The organism is Sphingobacterium athyrii (genome assembly GCF_003071065.1).
Classification (GTDB): Bacteria; Bacteroidota; Bacteroidia; order Sphingobacteriales; family Sphingobacteriaceae; genus Sphingobacterium; species Sphingobacterium athyrii.
This window is the reverse complement of record NZ_QCXX01000001.1, coordinates 696401-715398: the sequence shown is the minus strand read 5'-3', so window position 1 is coordinate 715398 and position 18998 is coordinate 696401. Positions and strand designations below refer to the sequence as shown.

The following is an 18998-nucleotide window of genomic DNA, read 5'->3' as shown; positions in this document are numbered from 1 at the left end:
TTTATATAATCTTTTTATTCATTTGATTTTTAATTTTTTAAATTTTAATAGTGCCTCCTATTAACTTAAGGTTAATGTCGTTTTTTGGCTTACAAATGTGTTTTTTGTATTTGCAAATTGAACGGTTCGACTCAAAATTCCTATTGAATATCTCAAATTGTAACTAAGGAGACAGGGTTGAGGTGTTTATGGCTGTTTTACGTGCTTTTTAAGCGTTTTAAGCTATTTTTAGTACGCATGTGGGTGTTTTGTTGAAAAAAATACGAACGCTTTCTACGGGGTTTATATGAGTTTTTTTTCGATGAATGTACTTTAGCTCGTAAGCCAAATCAAGTGTGATTATTCTATTTTTTTCATTATGAATTTCGCAATGTTAATATTTAATACATTATTATTCATTGTTATAAATTGTTTTATATAAAGTATTTGTTTTGTTTTTTCTTCGTGAGTTTGGGTTTTATAGGAAGTACGCCATCGATCCCCTTAAACTTTGAAAGCGTTATTTTTTTTAAAATAATTTTTGGAAACTTGGGAAATTAGTGTCTATATTAGTGTATTAATTAAATAATACAGTAGTATGATTACTATCCAAAATCTAAATTTCAGTTATAGTAAATCCAGACCACTCTTTCTTCATATGGATCTCACATTGGAGCAGGGGCATATTTACGGATTACTTGGAAAGAATGGGGCGGGCAAGTCTACTTTGCTTAAGAACATGGCCGGTCTGGTGTTTCCTGTTTCGGGGCATGTCGAGGTCTTGGGGCATAACCCAAATCGACGGGAACCTTCGCTGTTGCGGGAGATCAGTTTTATTCCCGAGGAGTTTTATTTGCCCGCAGTAAAGTCGGAACAATTTTTAAAAGCCAATGCTGGTTTTTATCCAAATTTTGACCGAGAATATTTTTATCGCCTGATCAATGAGTTTGAAATTCCGGTGGAACAAAAATTGGCGGAGATGAGCTATGGCCAGAAGAAAAAATACATTATTTCCTTTGGTTTGGCTTCCAATACGAAAATCATTATCATGGATGAGCCCACAAATGGTCTGGATATTCCCTCTAAGGCACAATTTCGTAAAATTATGGCTTCGGCTATTACAGACGACCGTTGTGTAATTATCTCGACCCATCAGGTGCGTGATCTGGATAACTTGATTGATGCGGTCATTTTGCTTGATGAGCATAAGGTTGCGTTGAATGCACCCATTAACCTGATTACTGATAAACTCTGTTTCAAAAAGATGAAAGAGCTGTCTTTTGATGTGCTCCATGCGGAAGAAGCGCTTGGAGGTTTCAATGCGATTCTTCCAAATACACTGGGGGAGGATTCCAAACTAGATCTGGAGTTGCTGTTCAATGCCGTATTGGCGCAGAAGGAAAAAATTACAAATCTTATTAACGTCGATGAATATGTCAAACCTATTTAATACAGCCCGTTTTTTTGCGCTGATCCGCAGGCAATGGATCGGTTTTGGACGAATTTATCTGATGGCAATTGGGGTGATAGCAGGCATTATATTTTGTTTTTATGCGTTCAATATCGGTGCAAATTATAATGATATAAAAACTGAATCTGTCCAAGTTTATTCGGTGTTGAACTTTAGATCACCGTTGTTTTGTGTTTTAGGGATGTTTTTTGTGACCGTAATCTCGAGTAGCTATTTTGCGGATCTCGGAAGCAAGACAAAAGCAATTTTTGAATTGATGATACCGGCCTCCCGACTGGAAAAATTTCTGGTGGGGATTTTCTATACGGTGGTCGTTAGCATCAGTTCTTACTTATTGATCTATTACCTGATCGATTTGGCCTTTGTCTCTTATTTACGTGGCTTTGGCCCAGCCATAAGAACCGAGGTAAATTCGCTTGGTGAGCAGGTTACCGTGGATTTTTGGTCATATTATTTTAGTATGGATTACCCAAGAGGAGTTTTTTATTTATGTTTTTTACCATTCTTGTTGAATGGGGTATTTTTACTGGGTGGTATTGTCTTTAAGAATTATCAATATATCAAAACAGCCATCTCACTCGTTCTTTACTGCGTGATCTGGATATGCTTTTTTGTGTACCTGATGAAAACGCAAACGGAGAACACCGTGCAGCGTATGGATGATAATTATTGGTCAGATGTCTATCACATTTTTGGTTTAATCACCGCTGCAGGAATAGTGCTCACAGTGATGTTCTGGGGGCTTGCCTTTTTAAGGCTAAAAGAGAAGGAGATTTAATATGGAATTTAATGCCAACAAAGCGATTTATCTACAAATTGCGGAATATGTATGTGATCATATTTTAATGGAGACCTGGAAAACGAATGACAAGGTGCCATCCGTACGGGAACTGGCCGTTCAGCTGGAGGTGAACCCAAATACCGTTATGCGGACATACGATCTACTGCAGCAGAAGGAGATTATCGCGAATAAACGCGGGATCGGTTTCTTCCTGACCGAAGATTCTGTCAAAAAGGTTAAATCCTACAGGAAGACCATTTTTTTGGAAGAGGATCTTCCACCTTTCTTTCGGAATATCTATTTATTGGAAATTGGTCTAAGTGAATTGGAGCAACGTTACAGACAGTTTGTTGAACAGAATTTTAATCAAAATGAATCATGAAATTAAGTACTAAATTATTGATAGGGCTCGCAATAATCCTTTTTGCCGTTCCAACATTGGTGGCCTCTTATATTGTCAGGACCAATCGGGTAGATACAAACGTCTATCATGCGGAGATGGACAAAGAAGTGTCAAGCGCAGATGCAAAGGATGTTTATTTTCGATCCTTCCCAGTCGGGAAATTTGACAAGCTTCAGCTACTCGGTTCGGATGCGAGGGGGATAAATCTGTACCTGGTAAAAAGCGATAAGTTTCTGGTAAAGATCAATAAGAGCCAGGCTGATTTTGTAAAGGCAAAGGTGGATGGAGACGGGTTCCTTACCCTGAATTTTTTGGAAGGTGGTGATCGATATTACAAATCTGTTTATGTTTTTGCGCCGGATCTGAGCCTATTAAAATTGCAAAATACCGGTGTGAATGAATTCTCGGCGAAGCTGGATAAAATTACCATTGTCGGTGATAGCATTGAAAGTCTTTCATTAAGCGGAGAAACTGCGATAAATACGCTTAATTTGATTTTGACAAACTCGCATATCGAAGATTTTGGATACCGCGATGACAAAAATACGGCTCCTGTCAATCATTTATTCGTTGAGGCAACGAATACGATGCTGGGATTGCCACGTGTTGATTACAAGACAGCTCATATTTTTGCTAAGAATTCGGAGATCTATTTCAATAGAAAGGGGGATAAGTCCAAAGTTGATGTGTTGGATATCAAGACGGAAGGGGTATCTTCTGTTCGGCTGGATAGCTTGCAGTGGAACACATTGCAAGGAAATCTATCAAACGATACGAAAATAGATTTGCCCGTGCATGCGCTACGGGGTCTGATCAAATAGCAAGATTTTCTAATTTTGTTGTAGGTATCTGGTAAAAAAGGTCAACATTCCCTCCGTGGGGATGTTGACCTTTTTTGTATTAACGATTATGGGTTGACGCTCGGTACAACCTGCTGATCACTTGTGACACCGGGGGGCAGTTCGATGAGTTTGAAATTACGGAAGTGAATCTCTGATCCTTCAGATTCGAGACAGAGGTAGCCTTTTTTAATGGTTGAATTACGTAGGCCATTGACAAATTTTCCATTGACCGCTAATTTAATGGTGCCATCAATACATACAATGGTGTATTTGTTCCATTCGCCTTTTCCCTTAGCTCTATTTTCAATGGACTTGCTGCGTGTGCCTCTGGGATTGTCCGGAACTGTTGTGACACCGCCTACGCCAAAAAGCTCGCCATGTACATAGGCGATCGGTGCCTGTTTTCCATCCATAAGGTTTTGATTTACCCAATCTAATTCGAGCATTTGTACTTCGACGCCTCCGGGAAGTCTACCCGACGGGTCGGGTTTTGCGTCTGACCAGACGAAAATTCCTGAATTACCGCCCGCATACTGATGGTTCCATTCAACCTCAATCATAAAGTTTTCATACTGCTTTGTGGAGCGTATAACACCTATTGGTTTTCCTTTGCAGATGAGCAGATCTTTCTTGATAAGCCAAGTGTCCGGATCCGTATTGACATTGATCCAATGTATTGTTTTTGAGTTTTTCTTATTTGATATCCAATCTTCCCATTGGATTTCCTGACCAAAATCGAATAAGGTTTTGGTTTGCGCTATGAGGTTGCTATTGTTAAGCAATAAGATGCTGAAAATAGTATAAATGAGTCTTTTCATCAGGTTTTATTACTTAACTAAATTTCGTCTTCCCCGGAATGGCAATTGGCGGACCATCGACATTGAGTTCCCAATTATAGGAGGCTAATTCAGGACCAAGGTTTTCTTTTGAATTCATTACTTGGTCAAAAGTCAAATTTTGGCCTGTATAGCCGGCCATTCGCGCCCATATCGCCAAGAGGGTGCTGTTGCTCATCCATTCGCCATCGTTGATTGGTTTGTTACTTCGTATTGACGCAAACAACTCATCATGTTGTGTCTGGTACATGTTGTTTTTTGTGCCGGTGTAGTCCCAGCCTACTTTCCCGGATATGGTATGCTTTCCGCCGATCACGACTTCAGCGACACCCTCGGTTCCGAGCATACTTACCGAGTTCCTTGGCGTGGTTCCGGCTTGTTGTCGACAGAAGTGCGTTCCGATTGCGCCATTTGCATATTTAAATTCAATGGCAAAATGATCATAGATATTTCCATACTTTGGATCTATGCGGACTTGTCGGCCTCCTGTACCCATTGCGGAGATGGGCATGACATCGCCCATGGCCCAAGACATCATGTCTAGACTATGTACCGCCTGTTCTACAATAAAATCACCCGAAAGCCAGTTGTAATAAAACCAATTTCTCATTTGCTGTGTCATTTTATTCCATTCCGGACGAGGTTCGATATAAGTTGCTTCGCCACCGTACCGAAATGTGCTGACTGATTTTACCTGGCCTATCGCTCCTTCCAGTACCTTGGTAAATGTAGCCCGGTTTGGGAGGTCGTAACGGAAGCAAAAACCAGAGACAAGCGATAAATTTAATTCCTTAGCTTTTTTTACCGACTGTTGGACGCTGTGTAATCCGGGGATATCGACCGCCATCGGTTTTTCACAGAAGATGTGTTTTTTTGCTTGAACGGCAGCTTTTAAATGAAGTGGTCTAAATGCTGGGGGCGAGGTTAGCAAGACGACATCCACATCACTATTGATGACTTTTTCGTATGCGTCGAATCCCAAAAATTTGTTTCCTTTGTCTATTTTTACCTGTTTCGGACGGACTTCCATTAAAGCAGCGTAAGATTCATCCATGCGATCCTGAAAAACATCTGCCATTGCAGTAATCTGGCAGTTCGGGTCGGCCTGTAAAGCTTGTATGGCTGCACCGGTACCCCTGCCGCCACAGCCTATTAATCCTACTTTAATAACCTGATCTTTGGATTGATCCGTAAAAGATAGCAGGGTAGAGGTCGGTAGTGAAGTTCCGAGCGCAATAATACTGGATTTTTTCAGGAAGGACCTTCTTGAATTGTGTTCTGGGTGGTTATCCGAATGAAGTGACATTTTTATATTTTATGGTTATGAATATAATTATAATAAGATAAAGTGTTTGTTACAAGACTGTTTTATGCAATTGATGTAAAAATCTTGTTATTTATTCTCGGGATGCAGAGGTTGATTTTCGGTGTTCTATTTGGCAGTCCAAAAAATAAGTCTCAAACTCAAAATAATTTTTTTTGTTTCTTTTTTTCAGCATTTCCAGTAACAGTTCCACTGATTTATCAGCCATGAGGCGTGTGGGCTGAGCAATCGTTGTCAAAGACGGGTTCAGGCTATTCGCAAAGGGCGTGTTGCTGAATCCGATTAAATTCATGTTTTCAGGAATCTTTACCTTAAGTTTATTTAAAATATGTAAGACCTTTAATGATAGCGTGTCGGTGGTAGATAGAAGTGCCTCTGGAGGGACTGGGCTGCTTAATAAAGCGCTTATTTTTCGTTCGAGTTCCGCATCAATATCATCTTTAGGGCTTGAATAGGATATTTCAACAATATTATCTTCGTTGTAGGGAATAGAGCTGTTAAAAAGGGCATCTTTGTAGCCTTTAATTCTAGTGGCATTTCCTCCGATATCTTTACAGAGTAACAGAATAATGTTTTTGCGACCGTTTTTTATCATTTCCGCCGTGGCCTGATAAATCACTTTGTTATTCTGTATACCGATCTTAAAGGTATCAAGTTGGTGATTTATTCGGTCAAATATAATGATCGGACATATTTGGTCCATGATGTACATTAACAACGATAGGCTGGAATCATTTTTTACAGGAGAAATAATGATACCATCAATATTATTCTGCACACAGAGTTCCAATGCTTCTTTTTCCTTTTTCTCGTCGTTGAAGGTCTGTAATAAAATTAATTGGTAATTTGTTTGTGATAAGATAAGTGAGATTTCTTCATAAAAATCAAAGAAGAATGAGCTGGAAATAAAAGGGACAATAATAGCCAAGGTATTTGAACGTCCTGTTTTCAGGCTTTTGGCAGAAAAGTTTGGTATATAGTTAATCTTTTTGGTGTAAGCTAGGATCATTCTTTTTGTTTCCGCACTGATTTCATGACTATCGTTAAGCGCCTTGGAAATGGTGCCCGGTGAAAGGTTTAATTGCTTTCCAATCTCTTTTAAGGTGACTCTTTTCATGTTCTCTTTCCTCTCCGTTTCTTATAATCGTTCCCGCTCCATTCACTACGGAATAGAGATCGAATTGTTTTTATGCATGCTGCTTTGCAGGTCTAATTGTATTCAGATGATGAATTATTAAATTATAAAGATAAGATAAAAAAAAATATTTCTGGGGTAATTCAAATCCGGGGCATAAGAAAATTAGTCGCAAATGCGTAGTTCACAATCATTAGGAATCTCAAAGAATTGATAAAAAAACTTCCATACCACTGAAATACTGAACGGATACAAACATTCGACATCGAGCGCGAAAAATTAGCTATACAATTCGATCGAGATTTGAACAAAGCACTTGACAAAAAAATGTAAAGGTAAAATCAAAAAGATTTTGGTTTGAAATCTCCAAAGGATTTAATTTCATTTGGAGATTTTATTTGTTATAAAGCGTCCGTAGAAGCTATAATTTGGTAAGGGAGATAAGCTTGGAAAACGCCCTATAATCGCCCGATTCTGCTAACTGGCTTAGAGAAATAATAAGCTATTTTTCAATTAGGCCATTATTGTTAAAGGTATATTGTGAAAGATCTATTCCAGATACACGAATAACAGCCTGCCTGATATTTTGTCTGGTTGTCAGCAAAGAAGCAGTATCACCATTTTTAGATTGTTCCTTGGCGGCGTATGTAAAAAACATGGCCATATAGGACAGTATTTCTGCGATCTCTTGTTTCTGGTCATTGGTGAGCTGCACGAGCTTGGTATTATTACCCATAGCATCATGTATCTGGTTTCTGAAAAGCTCAATTCCTTGGCGGTAATTTCCGATCTCCTTACCACTGGTTGCCTGCCAGGAAAGTAAAATGAAGGCGGTGAAGACATCCGGTATATTGTATCTGCTAAACCCGTAGGGCTGGAGTATGGTTTCGAACTGCCCCATAAAGTCTGCGTCCTTTATCGTCTTTGCTGCGGACCTGGCCTTATTGTTGTCTCCATTGGCGGTTATTGATGCGATGAGCCCTAGCACCTTTTCCTGTACCGTAGCAGATGAAACAAAATTCATCCCGGAAGCAGCCTTACCCGACGGGCGACTTTTTACAGGGGTATCATTGTACTGTTTATTTTTCATGCCACGTTCTATAGCACTTTTTGTTGTCAGGAACATGGCATTGTTAAAAGCGCCCTGATACATAAGCCCCGGATTGCCTATCTGTGCAGTTGCTTTATTGCTTATGAACAGGGTGGAAAAGATTGCAATAAGTATTGCTGTAATTTTGGTCTTCATGGTATCTATTTTTTTGATCGGTTCAAACTTTGTAAACTATTCCATCGGCAGGGATTATGAACCACCTCCATCAGGTTCTGGAGTATGATCCCTTTTATTGCATGTGCTCAACAGAAATGTAATTGCAGCCCCGATATAGAATAGCTTCTTCATAGCCATAAATTTTAATCGTTCTAATTCTTATTCGTTAATCCATTTGCGGATATGGTCATGCTTCGTAAGTCGAGTTTATTTTCCCGGAGGAAGCGCTGCTGTACCGCATCAGAATCCTGTTGCAATAGCTTGCGATTATTTGTCTTTCTTGAACCTTCATATGCCTCATTAGCAAAAATCAGGTCATAAATGAGGTAGGCCGCTTTTTCCTGTCGCTCCCGGTTATTCAGTCCCGAAATATCAAGGTGGTTGACAACCTGATTACGTACAGCGAGGATCTGCTCTTTTGTGGGATTATTCGACATACGTTTTGCGATCCGCCACATGCCTAACATATAACCTGTGAATACATCTGCATAGTCGTGTTCAGGGTCAAGCCCCAGCGCTTTAAATGCAGCAATATATTTGGAATATGGCTTGGTACCGTTTAATGCTATTTCGAGGTTTTTTCCGGACACAGGGTTTTTTATGTTCAGTCGAGATATGATCTCCTTTTCCACCCTATCAACGATAGCCTTATTGCCTGTGTAAGAAAAGCTTTTGCTTCTATCAACGTTGGAGGAGCTGCTTGTGCCCGTTTTTTTTCTATTCGCTTCGTCACGTTCGATATTCTGCCTAGACATATCACTATATATCTGGCTCTGAATCGTCATAAACTGCGTTTGGCTTTGAAGAAACATAAGCTGATCAGAAAAAACCTGTGTAATTCCCACTTGACTAGCTATCAACATCAATAAAACAACGAAAAATTTCTTTTCCATATCTATGCTTTTTAAGGTTTATTCGCTAAAGATATTCTATAATCAAAATTATTTCCAATTTGTTTTCGGAGCAATACTCCTTAAGGAGTATTTTTGAGTTACAGGTGGTTGGATATCTGAATATTTTATTAATATTACACGGAGACTGTTATTGATGCGTATGTCATTGAGGAGCTTATTTTTCTGGTTCATAATTTTTGTCTTTGGGGTACGGCTACATGGGCAATCTTCTGTTCAGGCGGACAGGATCCGTCAGCAGCTGGAAAAATCAACCTCCGATAGGCAAAAAGCCACACTGCTTTACGAATGGGGTGATCAGCTCGCTGTTTCCGATACAGCACGATCAATAACAGTCATCCGGCAGGGGCTGAAATATGCCTCGGGCGATCCGCTTCTGGAAGGCATAGGATATTTTTACATGGGTCGGGTATATATGGACTTCTCACCGATAAATGCAGCAAAGGCCTTTAACGCCGCTATACAGCGACTGGAACAGGTACGCACTTCGGAATCCTATATTTACCAAAGCCGCTCTTGGGCGAATATAGGCGTGCTGGCACAATTAAAGGGGGACAATAGGCGATATATTGAGCTATTTCTGAACGAAGCAATTCCTCTTGCAGCAAAAGGAGGTGATAGCCTACGCGTGGCTGACGGATATACGAATGTGGCACTGCCTTTCATGAATTACGGCGAATATGAAAAGGCAATTCTCTATTTAAAAAAATCTGCACAAATATTTGAAAGGTTGGCGCCAAAGGATCTCAGAAAAGTTGATGTTTATTGCCATCTGGCAAAGGTTTATCTCTTGGAGGGAAAGCTTGAAGAGGCAGGAAACAATATTAGGGCCGCATCCAACGCTTTACAACAGGATCCACAGTCACTTTATGCGCCCAACTTTCATGCGATTGAAAGTATGTACTTGATAAGGCTCAAACGATGGGATGAGGCTGGGCAGACAATAGAAAAGGGATTGAAAATTGCACAAAAACTTAGAAACCGTTATGATATCAGGCTGTTGCTTTATCAAAAGGCTGAGCTTTTCAAAGCAGAGCACAAGTGGAAAGAAGCCAAAGAAGTATTGCTGGGCATGTATAATGGCGGCTTTATAGAATTGATAACAGATAAGAAGGTTCTTTTTGACGATCTGGCCGGAATAGAAGCAGTTATGGGCAATTTCAGGGAAGCGTACACATGGATGCGCAAGCAGAGGGATGTTTCTGAGGAAATGTACGCACAGGAAACAAAAGCAAAAATAGCTGATCTGGAAGCGAGGTACAATTATGTACAAAAGGAAAAGGAACTGATATTGGTGCGGGAGCGTACAAACCGACAACGGATCATTGTATATATAACAGTATCGGCATTGATTTTTATACTGTTTTTTTTCTATTTCTGGTTCCGTAATAAAAAAGCGAGGACTGCCAGAGAAATTGAGCACCTGAAGCAGCAACAGCGTATTGAGCTTGGTAAGGCTCTTCTAGAAGGAGAGGAGAACGAACGCGGCCGGTTGGCGCGGGATCTTCATGATGGGCTTGGTGGTATGCTGGCCGCCATCAAACTTAATCTTTCACAGCTTATGTCCCAAAAAAAACAATTGGAGCGAAGGGATCTGGACCAGAGTATTGACCGCTTGGGACATTCGGTAAATGAGCTGAGACGGATCGCAAGGAATATGATGCCCGAGTCCCTGTTGCAATCGGGACTTGCAGTGGCGTTGAAAGATCTCTGTGATGAAGCGATGCTTCCCGGACTTAGGATCAGTTTCAAAGCTTTTGATTTGGAGGGAAATTTTGCTCCTCAAGTGAAGGTCATGATCTATCGTATTATACAGGAACTTGTTTACAATGCAGTGAAACATGCTGACGCTTCAAAAGTTATTGTGCAGTGCAGCCAGTCGGACCAATATTTCTTTATTACTGTGGAAGACAACGGCAAGGGGTTTTCGATTGATGGTATCCCCAAACACGGCCGTGGGTTGAAAAATGTTCAAAGCCGTGTGGATCTGTTGAACGGGAAAATGGAAATAGACAGCTCAGATGGAGGTACCAATATTAATATAGAATTGTATGTGGGACAATAGCAGAAATATCAGGGTGATCATCGTTGATGACCATCCGCTGGTTATCGAAGGAATTAAAAATGTCATTCAGGGAAATGATGGGCTGGAGCTGGTAGGGCAGTTTGGTTCCGCAAAGGCACTATCGGATTGTTTGGGGATGATCGAGGTCGACCTGGTATTGCTGGATATCACGCTACCTGACGGAAACGGAATAAGTATTTGCAAGGAACTGAAGAAGTCTTATCCGGATCTTGTTATAATTGCGCTCAGCAACCTGAGTGAGCGGAGCATTATCAAGCAGATGCTGCAAAGTGGTGCCAGCGGTTATCTGCTAAAGACAGCAGATCCGTGCGATATATTAAACTGTATGCAGGATGCGCTGAATGGAAAGATTACCCTGAGCAGTGAGCTGAAAGAGAATTTTGATATGGCCGTGCTTAGCGAGCCAGAGGAAATTCCGGAGCTCACCATAAGGGAGAAACAGATACTTCAATTATTGGCGGCAGGTAAGACATCTGCTGAAATAGCAGCGGATTTATTTATCAGCCCGCTTACAGTAAAAACACATCGGGCCACACTATTGCACAAGTTTGAAACAGGAAATATTCTGACTGCTGTTAATAAAGCAAGGGAAAGCGGTATTATTCCGAGGTAATTCTCCTGGAATGATATTATCGCTAAGCATATTTCGTTTATCGGTTACGTATTCGAATTCTCCATTCATTCTTTTGGTATCAAAAGCAATGGATATACGCTAATCATTCGTATAAATGATATCAACGATGGTGTTTCCTCGAGGATATTTGGTCAAATACTAAGGACGATTGGTCAAATGCTGAGGACGTTTGATAAAATGCTGAGGACGTTTGATAAAATGCTGAGGACGTTTGATAAAATGTTGAGGACGTTTGATGAAATGCTGAGGACGTTTGATGAAATGCTGGGGACATTTGATAAAATGCTGAGGACGTTTGGTGAAATGCTGAGGACGTTTGGTGAAATGCTGAGGACGTTTGGTGAAATGCTGAGGACGTTTGGTGAAATGCTGAGGACGTTTGATGAAATGTTGAGGAGAGATGAACAAATGTTGAGGACGTTTTGTTCATCTCTCCTCAGCAACGGTAAGTGTTCGCTTACCATTAAAATAGCGCTTTAATTGGGTTTAGGTCCATATTTTCTTCTGATTTTGGCTGTTGGGTGTCAAAATCGGCAATAAAAAGTTCTGTTCTGCCGAAAAGTTGGCCGATTATACCCTGGGGTTTATAAATCTCATTTTGTAGATTTGAGACCGTTTAAAAAAGAAAAGCCAATCTTGCGATTAGCTTTTCCTCTGTGATCCCGCTGGGATTGGCTCAGCCCCACAATTCCCGTGCACATCCCTGAGCCTCCGACGGATCGAACCCGGCCGACCCTTCTTTCGAATCCTAATCCCCTTAAACAAGAAAAGCCAATCTTGCGATTAGCTTTTCCTCTGTGATCCCGCTGGGATTCGAACCCAGGACCCATACATTAAAAGTGTATTGCTCTACCAGCTGAGCTACGGAATCCTTTCTGTTTTTGAAAGTGATGCAAAGGTAGAATTTCTTTCGATATGCTCCAAATAATTGGGTCTAAAATTTGGTTAACCGACGTTAACTGTCTAGTAAATAAAAAGATTATTTTTTCTAGATGCTTTTCTTTGCATGGATTATCCGGTTGGCACCGTTGATGTCTTTGATGAGCTGGACTTGCCGGAAGCCCTTTTTCTCGATGAGATCCTTGGTTTCAGGTCCCAAATATTGATTAATTTCAAAATAAAGGTCTCCGTTTGGTGCCAAATGTTTTAAGGCAAAGGATGAAATGACATCATAAAAGATCAGTGGTGCACTCTCCTCAATAAATAAAGCGAGTTCTGGTTCATAGGCCAATACATTTTGCTGCATTTGCTGTTTTTCATTTGGTGTGATATAAGGCGGGTTCGAAACGATAATATCGTATTGCTGATCTGAAAAGACGTAATCCCATTCTAAAATATCAGCATTGATGAAATGAACGGGTTCTCCCAAGCTTTGCGCATTTTTTCTGGCGGTATGGATCGCTTCTTTAGAGATATCTACCGTAGTTACCTGCGCCTGATTTAAGTATTTTGATAAAATAATGGGAATGCAACCTGAACCAGTGCCGATATCAATCACCTTTAGATGCGATGAGGCCGCATGTGTTTTTATTATCAGATCAACGAGTTCCTCCGTCTCCTGTCTCGGGATCAGAACCGATTCATTCACCTCGAAAAACTCACCGTAAAAATCTGCTTTATTTAAAATATATTGGATCGGTCTGCTTTTTTTGAGATCATGAAGAATCCTCTGGAAATGAGCAGCCTCGTTTTCAGAAACAATAATATCCTTTTTAAAAGGATATGCTATTCTTTTTATACCCAATAATTCTTCGATCACAAGTAGAAATATGGATTTTATTTCGTCACTGTCATATATGGACTTTAATTCATGCTGAAACGATAATTCGAAATCTTGAAGTATTCTCATGTTTCAAAGGTACGATTTTCATAGATTTGCATTATGAATATGCACAGGCAATATATGCAACGCTGTTTGGATCTTGCTCAGCTAGGAGCAGGGTCTGTAAGTCCAAACCCCATGGTGGGTGCAGTTATCGTTCATGATGACAAAATTATAGGAGAGGGGTACACTTCTCCTTACGGAGGTCCTCATGCTGAAGTTAATGCTGTAAGCCAGGTGCTGGAGCGGTATGGTGATAGAGCAAAAAAATTACTGGCTGAAAGTACATTTTATGTCAGTCTTGAGCCTTGTGCACACTATGGTAAAACACCTCCCTGCGCCAATATGATCGCCGATTTAAAACCATCGAAGGTTTTTGTAGCTTGTCTGGATCCCTATGCAAAGGTCAATGGTAAAGGTGTTGAAATACTGAGAGCGGCAGGTATTGAGGTTGAAATTGGGCTTTTGGAGAAGGAAGCAATCTGGCTCAACCGCCGTTTTTTTACACGAATCGGCCAGCACCGACCGTATGTTATTTTAAAATGGGCACAATCTAAGGATGGATTGATAGGTCAGCAGGATAAGCAGGTGTGGATCAGTAACGCCGCTAGCCAGCAACTGACTCATCGTTGGCGCGCAGAAGAGGATGCAATTTTAGTCGGAACCCATACTGCTCAACTGGATAATCCTAGTTTGACTGTTCGGCATTGGAAAGGTAAAAATCCAATCCGTGTGTTGATAGATCGGGATCTGGTCATTTCTCCTGAAGCTAAGATTTTTGATGAAAAAGCCGATACCATTGTGTTTAATGCAAAAAAAACAGATTGGCAAGGGCATATTAAACATATTGAACTTGAAAATTATGGACTGTATTTACCACAAAGTATCCTTTATCAATTGTACCTGATGGATGTACAGTCCATTATCATTGAAGGGGGAGCGAAGACTTTACAAACATTTATTGACGCTGGTCTTTGGGATGAAGCGCGTGTGTTTCAATCGGAGAAGGAATTGCATCGTGGTGTTTCCGCCCCAAAGTTGAATGGACGGATTTTGGAAAAACGGATGATTTCCAGTGATTTGCTGATGGTTTATGTGAAATAGTGCAGATAAAATTGTATATTTAAGAAATTATAAATCATAGCCGGTTAGCTTAATTTCTTAGTATACAATTATGGTGATGACAGAAAACTTAATGCAGTTTATCTGGAAACTACGGCTATTCAATACAATAGGATTGCGGTCCACGGACGGAGAGCCGTTGATTTTGATGAACTTTGGTCAGCATAACCTGAATGCAGGACCTGATTTTTTAATGTCTCATATCTTACTCGGAGACAAAGAATGGTATGGAAATATTGAGCTCCATATTCGTTCATCGGATTGGGATCGGCACCATCATCGGGATGATGCAGCTTATAATAATGTTATACTTCATGTTGTCTGGGTAAATGATAAAGTCATATACCGCAATGATGGGAGTGTTATCCCAACAATGTTGCTTTCGGCGTACGTAAATCAGCATTTGCTCGATCAGTATTCGACAATGATGAATACGACAAATTGGATTCCTTGTCAGTCGCAGCTCAGTTCAGTTGATGTACTAAAGAAGACAATGTGGTTGGGTGCATTATCTTATGAGCGCCTGGAGATGAAAGTTCAGACTATCTTTAGTCTATTGGCTGATAATGACAATGATTGGGAAAAGGTATTTTGGATCTGGATGTGTAGGTGTATGGGACTGAAAGTGAATGCAGAGGCATTTCATGAACTCGGAGAAAAACTTCCTATATCGTTATTGAAAAAATATCGTTCGGATACCTTGAAAATCGAAGCAATTTTTTTTGGAGCAGCTGGTTTCTTGTCCGGTAAAGAGGAGGATGAACATGTTAAGTTGCTGTATCATGAGTTTGTTTATCAACAGCTTGCTCATGGCATTGAGGTCATGAGCGGTGTGTGGAAAAAGCTGCGAATGCGACCTTATAATTTTCCTGAACTTCGGATAGCGCAGTTGGTAGCCTTATTTACAGATAAGTCATTAAGTTTTTCAATGATTTTGGATCTGGAAAATTTAGAGGATGCACGTTCTTTGTTTCGTATTGAACAGTTAAGCGAGTACTGGAAATCTCGTGTTTTGCCTAGAGGTAAGGGGCGTATGGCGCATTCTGGAAGAATAGGGAAAGATACCATTGATATTCTCATTGTTAATGTTGTGGTGCTATTTCTTTTTGCTTATGGCAAATATTATGGGATAGAGCGGTATATTGACAAGGCTATTGATTTTTTGGAAATGCTTCCTGTTGAGAAAAATGCGATCATAAAACGGTTTGGAGAATTTGACTGGCATGCCGAAAACGCGGCCCAAAGTCAGGCGATATTGCAATTGAAGAACATGTATTGCGATAAGAGACAGTGCCTTCATTGTCGGATTGGTGCCGAAATTTTGCGAAGTGGTTAATTTGCGAGTATTTCGGCGATTTCCTTATATCCTTTTTCCAAAGCGAAGTCCGCTGGACTGAATCCTGCGAGGTTGAAGATTTTTGTATCGGCACCGAATTCGAGCAAGACAACAATGAAGTCAATATTGCCGTGTTGCGCCGCAAAATGTAATGCAGTCTCACCTGTAGCCTGAATCGCATTGACATCGGCATCGGCTTCAATGAGCATTTTACCGATTTCCTCATTATTATTTGAAGCTGCAATATGTAGGGGGGAGCAGAGTTGTTCGTTTCTGCTGGCTATATTAGGATTTACCTTTTTGGACAACAATAGACGGACAATGTCAACTCTGTTGAAATAGGTTGCCAGTAACAAAGGTGTAAAACCATGGGAAGACCACTCATTGACAACCGATGGAGCCTGTTGGATAATCGCCTCTACGTATGCTGTTAATCCCGCTGCACAGGCCTCGTGGATGGTCATTGTTTTGGTATGTTGAAGAAGTATCCGGATAATTTGCGGTTTATTGTAGTAACATGCCAATAACAACGGTGAAATTCCATGACTGGTCGTCTCTTGTAATAATTCAGGGTTTCCAATCAATAGCAGGTCGATGTCGTGACTTTTGCCTTCTTCAATATATTGTTCTAAAACAGAAAGGTTCATTTTCAAATGTAATTGCATAACTCTCCTACTAAAATAGGTTTTATTAATGAAAATAACTGTTTGAGTAGCGAATTTATTTGCGAAATCAGGCTGTCATAAAATCCTAAAAAATTGCAAGGGATATAAATCGAGACAATAATTTGGATGAGATCAGGGCTAAAAAAGGTATTTTGTTAAAATTTATATACACAAATGTGTAGTAATTCATATAATATTTTTGAAAATTAAAAAGTAGATGTACTTTTGTTAAGCCCCTCCCAAGGGCATGTTTTTCATAGGTAGATGTAGGGTCGAGTGTTTCTCACTTCGACCCTTTTTTTATAGCTTTGTTTTTATATTTAAAAGAAATGTCCAAAAGAAAGATTGTTGTTGCTATTACGGGAGCGAGTGGCTCTATATATGCGAAGTTACTGCTGGAAAAATTGAATTCGCTAAAATCTCAGCTTACTGAGGTGGGTATTGTGATGTCAAATAATGCGAAGGATGTATGGCGGGCTGAATTGGGGGATGAGAGTTACCAGGACGTACCTTTCAAATTCTACGATAAAAATGACTTTTTTGCCCCTTTTGCATCGGGTTCAGCGCGTTTTGATACCATGATTGTCTGCCCCTGTTCTATGGGAACCTTGTCCAGAATAGCCTATGGAATTTCTTCAGATCTTACTACCCGTGCGGCGGACGTTATGTTAAAGGAACGAAGGAAGCTTATTTTAGTTACACGTGAGACACCATTAAGTATTATTCATATTCAGAACATGAAACTGGTTACGGAAGCAGGCGGAATCATTTGTCCGGCTTCTCCGTCTTTCTATAGCTTACCAAAAACTTTGGAGGAGTTGGCTGAGACTGTGGTCGATCGGATTTTGAGTTTAGCCGGATTTGATTTTAAGCATTATCAATGGGGAGAAAATTCCTAATGAATGTTCACTGAAATCTATTTTTAGTGTTCTATAATAAAATTGTATTTTGTAACTTTGTTTCTCGAAATGAAGCAATCAAAAGCATCACGCGAAAAATCTGTTTATGGCTATACAATTTATAGTGATAAATTCGTTTTTTGTTTGTTGCTAGAGAACACGCTACATGCTTCAACAGACAATTTGTATCCTATTAATTTCAATCACATTCATATATGAAAAGCTTATTGATTACTTCTGTTAAAGTAATTTTACCGGGTAACGAATACCATCAGCAGACTGTTGATGTACTTATCGAAAAGGGGAAGATTGCACAGATTGGAAATACCATCAAAGTAGCTGATAAAAACGTAGAGACCATCGATGGAACAGGTAAGATTTTATCGCCTGGATTTTTCGATTTACATGCCAATTTTGGGGAACCGGGTTTAGAGACCAAAGAAGATATCCGGACGGGAACGGCTGCTGCCGCTGCCGGCGGTTTCACTGCCGTGGCCGTAATGCCCAATACTGAGCCTGCTATCCAAAGCCGGTCCGAAGTGGCACTCGTGGTCAATGCCGCAAAGGGAAATATTGTCGATATACATCCCATTGGCGCAATTAGTAAGAAGCGTGAAGGTAAGGAAATGGCCGAACTCTATGATATGAAACAGAATGGTGCTGTTGCTTTCAGTGATGGAAATAGGGGCGTGCAACAAGCTGGACTGATGAGTAGAGCTTTGTTGTATGCAAAAGGATTTGAAGGACTGATTTTTTCGCATGCCGAAGATGAGTCCATGGCGGGTGGCAATAAAATGAATGAGGGTGCAATGAGCACTTATTTGGGAATGAAAGGAATTCCTAATCTTGCAGAATCCTTGATGGTCTCCCGTGATTTATATCTCGCGGAATATACGGAAGCCCCGATCCACTTTGCGTCGATCAGTACGCCCGAAGCCGTAGATCTAATTAAAAAAGCGAAAGCTAAAGGCCTTCGGGTTACTTGTGACGTGGCAGCACATCAATTGGTATTTACAGATGAGGATATCATTGGTTTTGACAGTAACTATAAAGTGAGCCCGCCATTGCGAACCAAAGCTGATGCGAAAGCGCTGATAAAAGGTTTAAAGGATGGTGTCATAGACGCAGTGGTTTCACAGCATACTCCACAGGAAATAGAATTTAAAAATGTGGAATTTCATATTGCAAAAAATGGTATTATAGGATTGCAAACTGTATTACCTTTGTTAATTCGTGCCGGATTAAACGAGGAGCAAATTGTACACAGCCTAGCTGTTAGACCAAGACAAATTCTTGGCCTAGCTGTCCCGCAAATTAAAGCAGGCGCTATGGCGAACCTTGTGTTGTTTGACCCTGCGAAATCCTGGAATTTCGATGAAAAGACAAATAAATCCAAATCAAAAAATTCCCCATTATTCGGACAGACATTAAAAGGGGCTGTCGAATTGGTCATCAATAATAATCAAATCATTAAAAACGATTAAA

18 protein-coding genes and 1 tRNA gene are annotated in these 18998 nt (G+C 40.3%); 11 read left to right on the top strand and 8 right to left on the bottom strand.

Annotated features, from left to right (window positions below):
• Positions 1-577 precede the first annotated feature (577 nt).
• From DCO56_RS03245 to DCO56_RS03230, 4 genes are read left to right on the top strand one after another with little or no spacing between them, the layout of a single operon-like run.
• Complete coding sequence (locus tag DCO56_RS03245) at positions 578-1429, top strand: ABC transporter ATP-binding protein (RefSeq protein ID WP_108632296.1); 852 nt, start codon at positions 578-580, stop codon at positions 1427-1429.
• Entirely contained in the window at positions 1413-2228 is an 816-nt protein-coding gene (locus tag DCO56_RS03240) for a hypothetical protein (protein ID WP_146190967.1), read from the top strand. The genes DCO56_RS03245 and DCO56_RS03240 overlap by 17 nt, the downstream gene beginning before the upstream one ends.
• A gap of 1 nt (position 2229) precedes the next feature.
• Entirely contained in the window at positions 2230-2613 is a 384-nt protein-coding gene (locus tag DCO56_RS03235; protein ID WP_108632294.1) for a GntR family transcriptional regulator, read from the top strand.
• Entirely contained in the window at positions 2610-3455 is an 846-nt protein-coding gene (locus tag DCO56_RS03230) for a hypothetical protein (RefSeq protein WP_108632293.1), read from the top strand. Before DCO56_RS03235 ends, DCO56_RS03230 begins: the two co-directional genes overlap by 4 nt.
• 86 nt (positions 3456-3541) lie before the next feature.
• Here DCO56_RS03230 and DCO56_RS03225 read toward each other — a convergent pair whose 3' ends face one another.
• From DCO56_RS03225 to DCO56_RS03205, 5 genes are all read right to left on the bottom strand, one after another.
• Positions 3542-4294, bottom strand: a complete 753-nt coding sequence (locus DCO56_RS03225) for a 3-keto-disaccharide hydrolase (RefSeq protein WP_108632292.1) — start codon at positions 4292-4294, stop codon at positions 3542-3544.
• A 13-nt stretch (positions 4295-4307) separates the two neighbouring features.
• Complete coding sequence (locus tag DCO56_RS03220) at positions 4308-5618, bottom strand: Gfo/Idh/MocA family protein (RefSeq protein ID WP_108632291.1); 1311 nt, start codon at positions 5616-5618, stop codon at positions 4308-4310.
• A 91-nt stretch (positions 5619-5709) separates the two neighbouring features.
• Positions 5710-6753: a LacI family DNA-binding transcriptional regulator gene (locus DCO56_RS03215; protein WP_108632290.1), complete on the bottom strand. Its 1044-nt coding sequence runs from the start codon at positions 6751-6753 to the stop codon at positions 5710-5712.
• 520 nt (positions 6754-7273) lie between these two features.
• Positions 7274-8017: a DUF6683 family protein gene (locus DCO56_RS03210; RefSeq protein ID WP_108632289.1), complete on the bottom strand. Its 744-nt coding sequence runs from the start codon at positions 8015-8017 to the stop codon at positions 7274-7276.
• A gap of 173 nt (positions 8018-8190) precedes the next feature.
• Positions 8191-8931, bottom strand: coding sequence for a hypothetical protein (locus tag DCO56_RS03205; protein WP_108632288.1), 741 nt, complete (start codon positions 8929-8931; stop codon positions 8191-8193).
• 160 nt (positions 8932-9091) lie between these two features.
• On the opposite strand from DCO56_RS03205, the gene DCO56_RS03200 reads away from it, so the two are divergent.
• The 3 genes from DCO56_RS03200 (at position 9092) to DCO56_RS03190 (ending at position 12149) form a co-directional block, all read left to right on the top strand.
• On the top strand, positions 9092-11014 hold the full coding sequence (locus DCO56_RS03200; RefSeq protein ID WP_181390438.1) for a tetratricopeptide repeat-containing sensor histidine kinase: 1923 nt from the start codon (positions 9092-9094) through the stop codon (positions 11012-11014).
• Positions 11001-11648: a response regulator gene (locus DCO56_RS03195; protein WP_108632286.1), complete on the top strand. Its 648-nt coding sequence runs from the start codon at positions 11001-11003 to the stop codon at positions 11646-11648. The genes DCO56_RS03200 and DCO56_RS03195 overlap by 14 nt, the downstream gene beginning before the upstream one ends.
• A 177-nt stretch (positions 11649-11825) precedes the next feature.
• The gene (locus DCO56_RS03190; protein WP_108632285.1) at positions 11826-12149 is read left to right on the top strand and encodes a hypothetical protein; all 324 of its coding nucleotides are present in this window, start codon (positions 11826-11828) and stop codon (positions 12147-12149) included.
• A 318-nt stretch (positions 12150-12467) separates the two neighbouring features.
• On the opposite strand, the gene DCO56_RS03185 is transcribed toward DCO56_RS03190, so the two are convergent.
• Both DCO56_RS03185 and prmC read right to left on the bottom strand, forming a co-directional pair.
• A tRNA-Lys gene (locus DCO56_RS03185) sits at positions 12468-12540 on the bottom strand.
• A gap of 117 nt (positions 12541-12657) precedes the next feature.
• Positions 12658-13518, bottom strand: coding sequence for a peptide chain release factor N(5)-glutamine methyltransferase (gene prmC, locus DCO56_RS03180; protein ID WP_108632284.1), 861 nt, complete (start codon positions 13516-13518; stop codon positions 12658-12660).
• 33 nt (positions 13519-13551) lie between these two features.
• Here prmC and ribD point away from each other — a divergent pair, with 33 nt between their 5' ends.
• The gene (gene ribD / locus DCO56_RS03175) at positions 13552-14595 is read left to right on the top strand and encodes a bifunctional diaminohydroxyphosphoribosylaminopyrimidine deaminase/5-amino-6-(5-phosphoribosylamino)uracil reductase RibD (protein WP_108632283.1); all 1044 of its coding nucleotides are present in this window, start codon (positions 13552-13554) and stop codon (positions 14593-14595) included.
• Positions 14596-14671: 76 nt separating this feature from the next.
• On the top strand, positions 14672-15949 hold the full coding sequence (locus DCO56_RS03170; RefSeq protein ID WP_181390437.1) for a DUF2851 family protein: 1278 nt from the start codon (positions 14672-14674) through the stop codon (positions 15947-15949).
• Here the strand turns inward: DCO56_RS03170 and DCO56_RS03165 are convergent.
• On the bottom strand, positions 15946-16614 hold the full coding sequence (locus DCO56_RS03165) for an ankyrin repeat domain-containing protein (protein WP_245935766.1): 669 nt from the start codon (positions 16612-16614) through the stop codon (positions 15946-15948). The two genes, DCO56_RS03170 and DCO56_RS03165, sit on opposite strands and share 4 nt — an antisense overlap.
• 329 nt (positions 16615-16943) lie before the next feature.
• Here DCO56_RS03165 and DCO56_RS03160 point away from each other — a divergent pair, with 329 nt between their 5' ends.
• Both DCO56_RS03160 and DCO56_RS03155 read left to right on the top strand, forming a co-directional pair.
• Complete coding sequence (locus tag DCO56_RS03160; protein WP_108632281.1) at positions 16944-17513, top strand: UbiX family flavin prenyltransferase; 570 nt, start codon at positions 16944-16946, stop codon at positions 17511-17513.
• A gap of 215 nt (positions 17514-17728) precedes the next feature.
• Positions 17729-18997: a dihydroorotase gene (locus DCO56_RS03155; protein ID WP_108632280.1), complete on the top strand. Its 1269-nt coding sequence runs from the start codon at positions 17729-17731 to the stop codon at positions 18995-18997.
• Position 18998 lies beyond the last annotated feature (1 nt).

What these genes read in the sequence shown, in the direction of transcription:
- DCO56_RS03245 (WP_108632296.1), top strand. Translation starts at nt 578, where the DNA reads ATGATTACTATCCAAAATCTAAATTTCAGTTATAGTAAATCCAGACCA.
- DCO56_RS03240 (WP_146190967.1), top strand. Translation starts at nt 1,413, where the DNA reads ATGTCAAACCTATTTAATACAGCCCGTTTTTTTGCGCTGATCCGCAGG.
- DCO56_RS03235 (WP_108632294.1), top strand. Translation starts at nt 2,230, where the DNA reads ATGGAATTTAATGCCAACAAAGCGATTTATCTACAAATTGCGGAATAT.
- DCO56_RS03230 (WP_108632293.1), top strand. Translation starts at nt 2,610, where the DNA reads ATGAAATTAAGTACTAAATTATTGATAGGGCTCGCAATAATCCTTTTT.
- DCO56_RS03225 (WP_108632292.1), bottom strand. Translation starts at nt 4,294, where the DNA reads ATGAAAAGACTCATTTATACTATTTTCAGCATCTTATTGCTTAACAAT.
- DCO56_RS03220 (WP_108632291.1), bottom strand. Translation starts at nt 5,618, where the DNA reads ATGTCACTTCATTCGGATAACCACCCAGAACACAATTCAAGAAGGTCC.
- DCO56_RS03215 (WP_108632290.1), bottom strand. Translation starts at nt 6,753, where the DNA reads ATGAAAAGAGTCACCTTAAAAGAGATTGGAAAGCAATTAAACCTTTCA.
- DCO56_RS03210 (WP_108632289.1), bottom strand. Translation starts at nt 8,017, where the DNA reads ATGAAGACCAAAATTACAGCAATACTTATTGCAATCTTTTCCACCCTG.
- DCO56_RS03205 (WP_108632288.1), bottom strand. Translation starts at nt 8,931, where the DNA reads ATGGAAAAGAAATTTTTCGTTGTTTTATTGATGTTGATAGCTAGTCAA.
- DCO56_RS03200 (WP_181390438.1), top strand. Translation starts at nt 9,092, where the DNA reads ATGTCATTGAGGAGCTTATTTTTCTGGTTCATAATTTTTGTCTTTGGG.
- DCO56_RS03195 (WP_108632286.1), top strand. Translation starts at nt 11,001, where the DNA reads ATGTGGGACAATAGCAGAAATATCAGGGTGATCATCGTTGATGACCAT.
- DCO56_RS03190 (WP_108632285.1), top strand. Translation starts at nt 11,826, where the DNA reads ATGCTGAGGACGTTTGATAAAATGCTGAGGACGTTTGATAAAATGCTG.
- prmC (WP_108632284.1), bottom strand. Translation starts at nt 13,518, where the DNA reads ATGAGAATACTTCAAGATTTCGAATTATCGTTTCAGCATGAATTAAAG.
- ribD (WP_108632283.1), top strand. Translation starts at nt 13,552, where the DNA reads ATGAATATGCACAGGCAATATATGCAACGCTGTTTGGATCTTGCTCAG.
- DCO56_RS03170 (WP_181390437.1), top strand. Translation starts at nt 14,672, where the DNA reads ATGACAGAAAACTTAATGCAGTTTATCTGGAAACTACGGCTATTCAAT.
- DCO56_RS03165 (WP_245935766.1), bottom strand. Translation starts at nt 16,614, where the DNA reads ATGCAATTACATTTGAAAATGAACCTTTCTGTTTTAGAACAATATATT.
- DCO56_RS03160 (WP_108632281.1), top strand. Translation starts at nt 16,944, where the DNA reads ATGTCCAAAAGAAAGATTGTTGTTGCTATTACGGGAGCGAGTGGCTCT.
- DCO56_RS03155 (WP_108632280.1), top strand. Translation starts at nt 17,729, where the DNA reads ATGAAAAGCTTATTGATTACTTCTGTTAAAGTAATTTTACCGGGTAAC.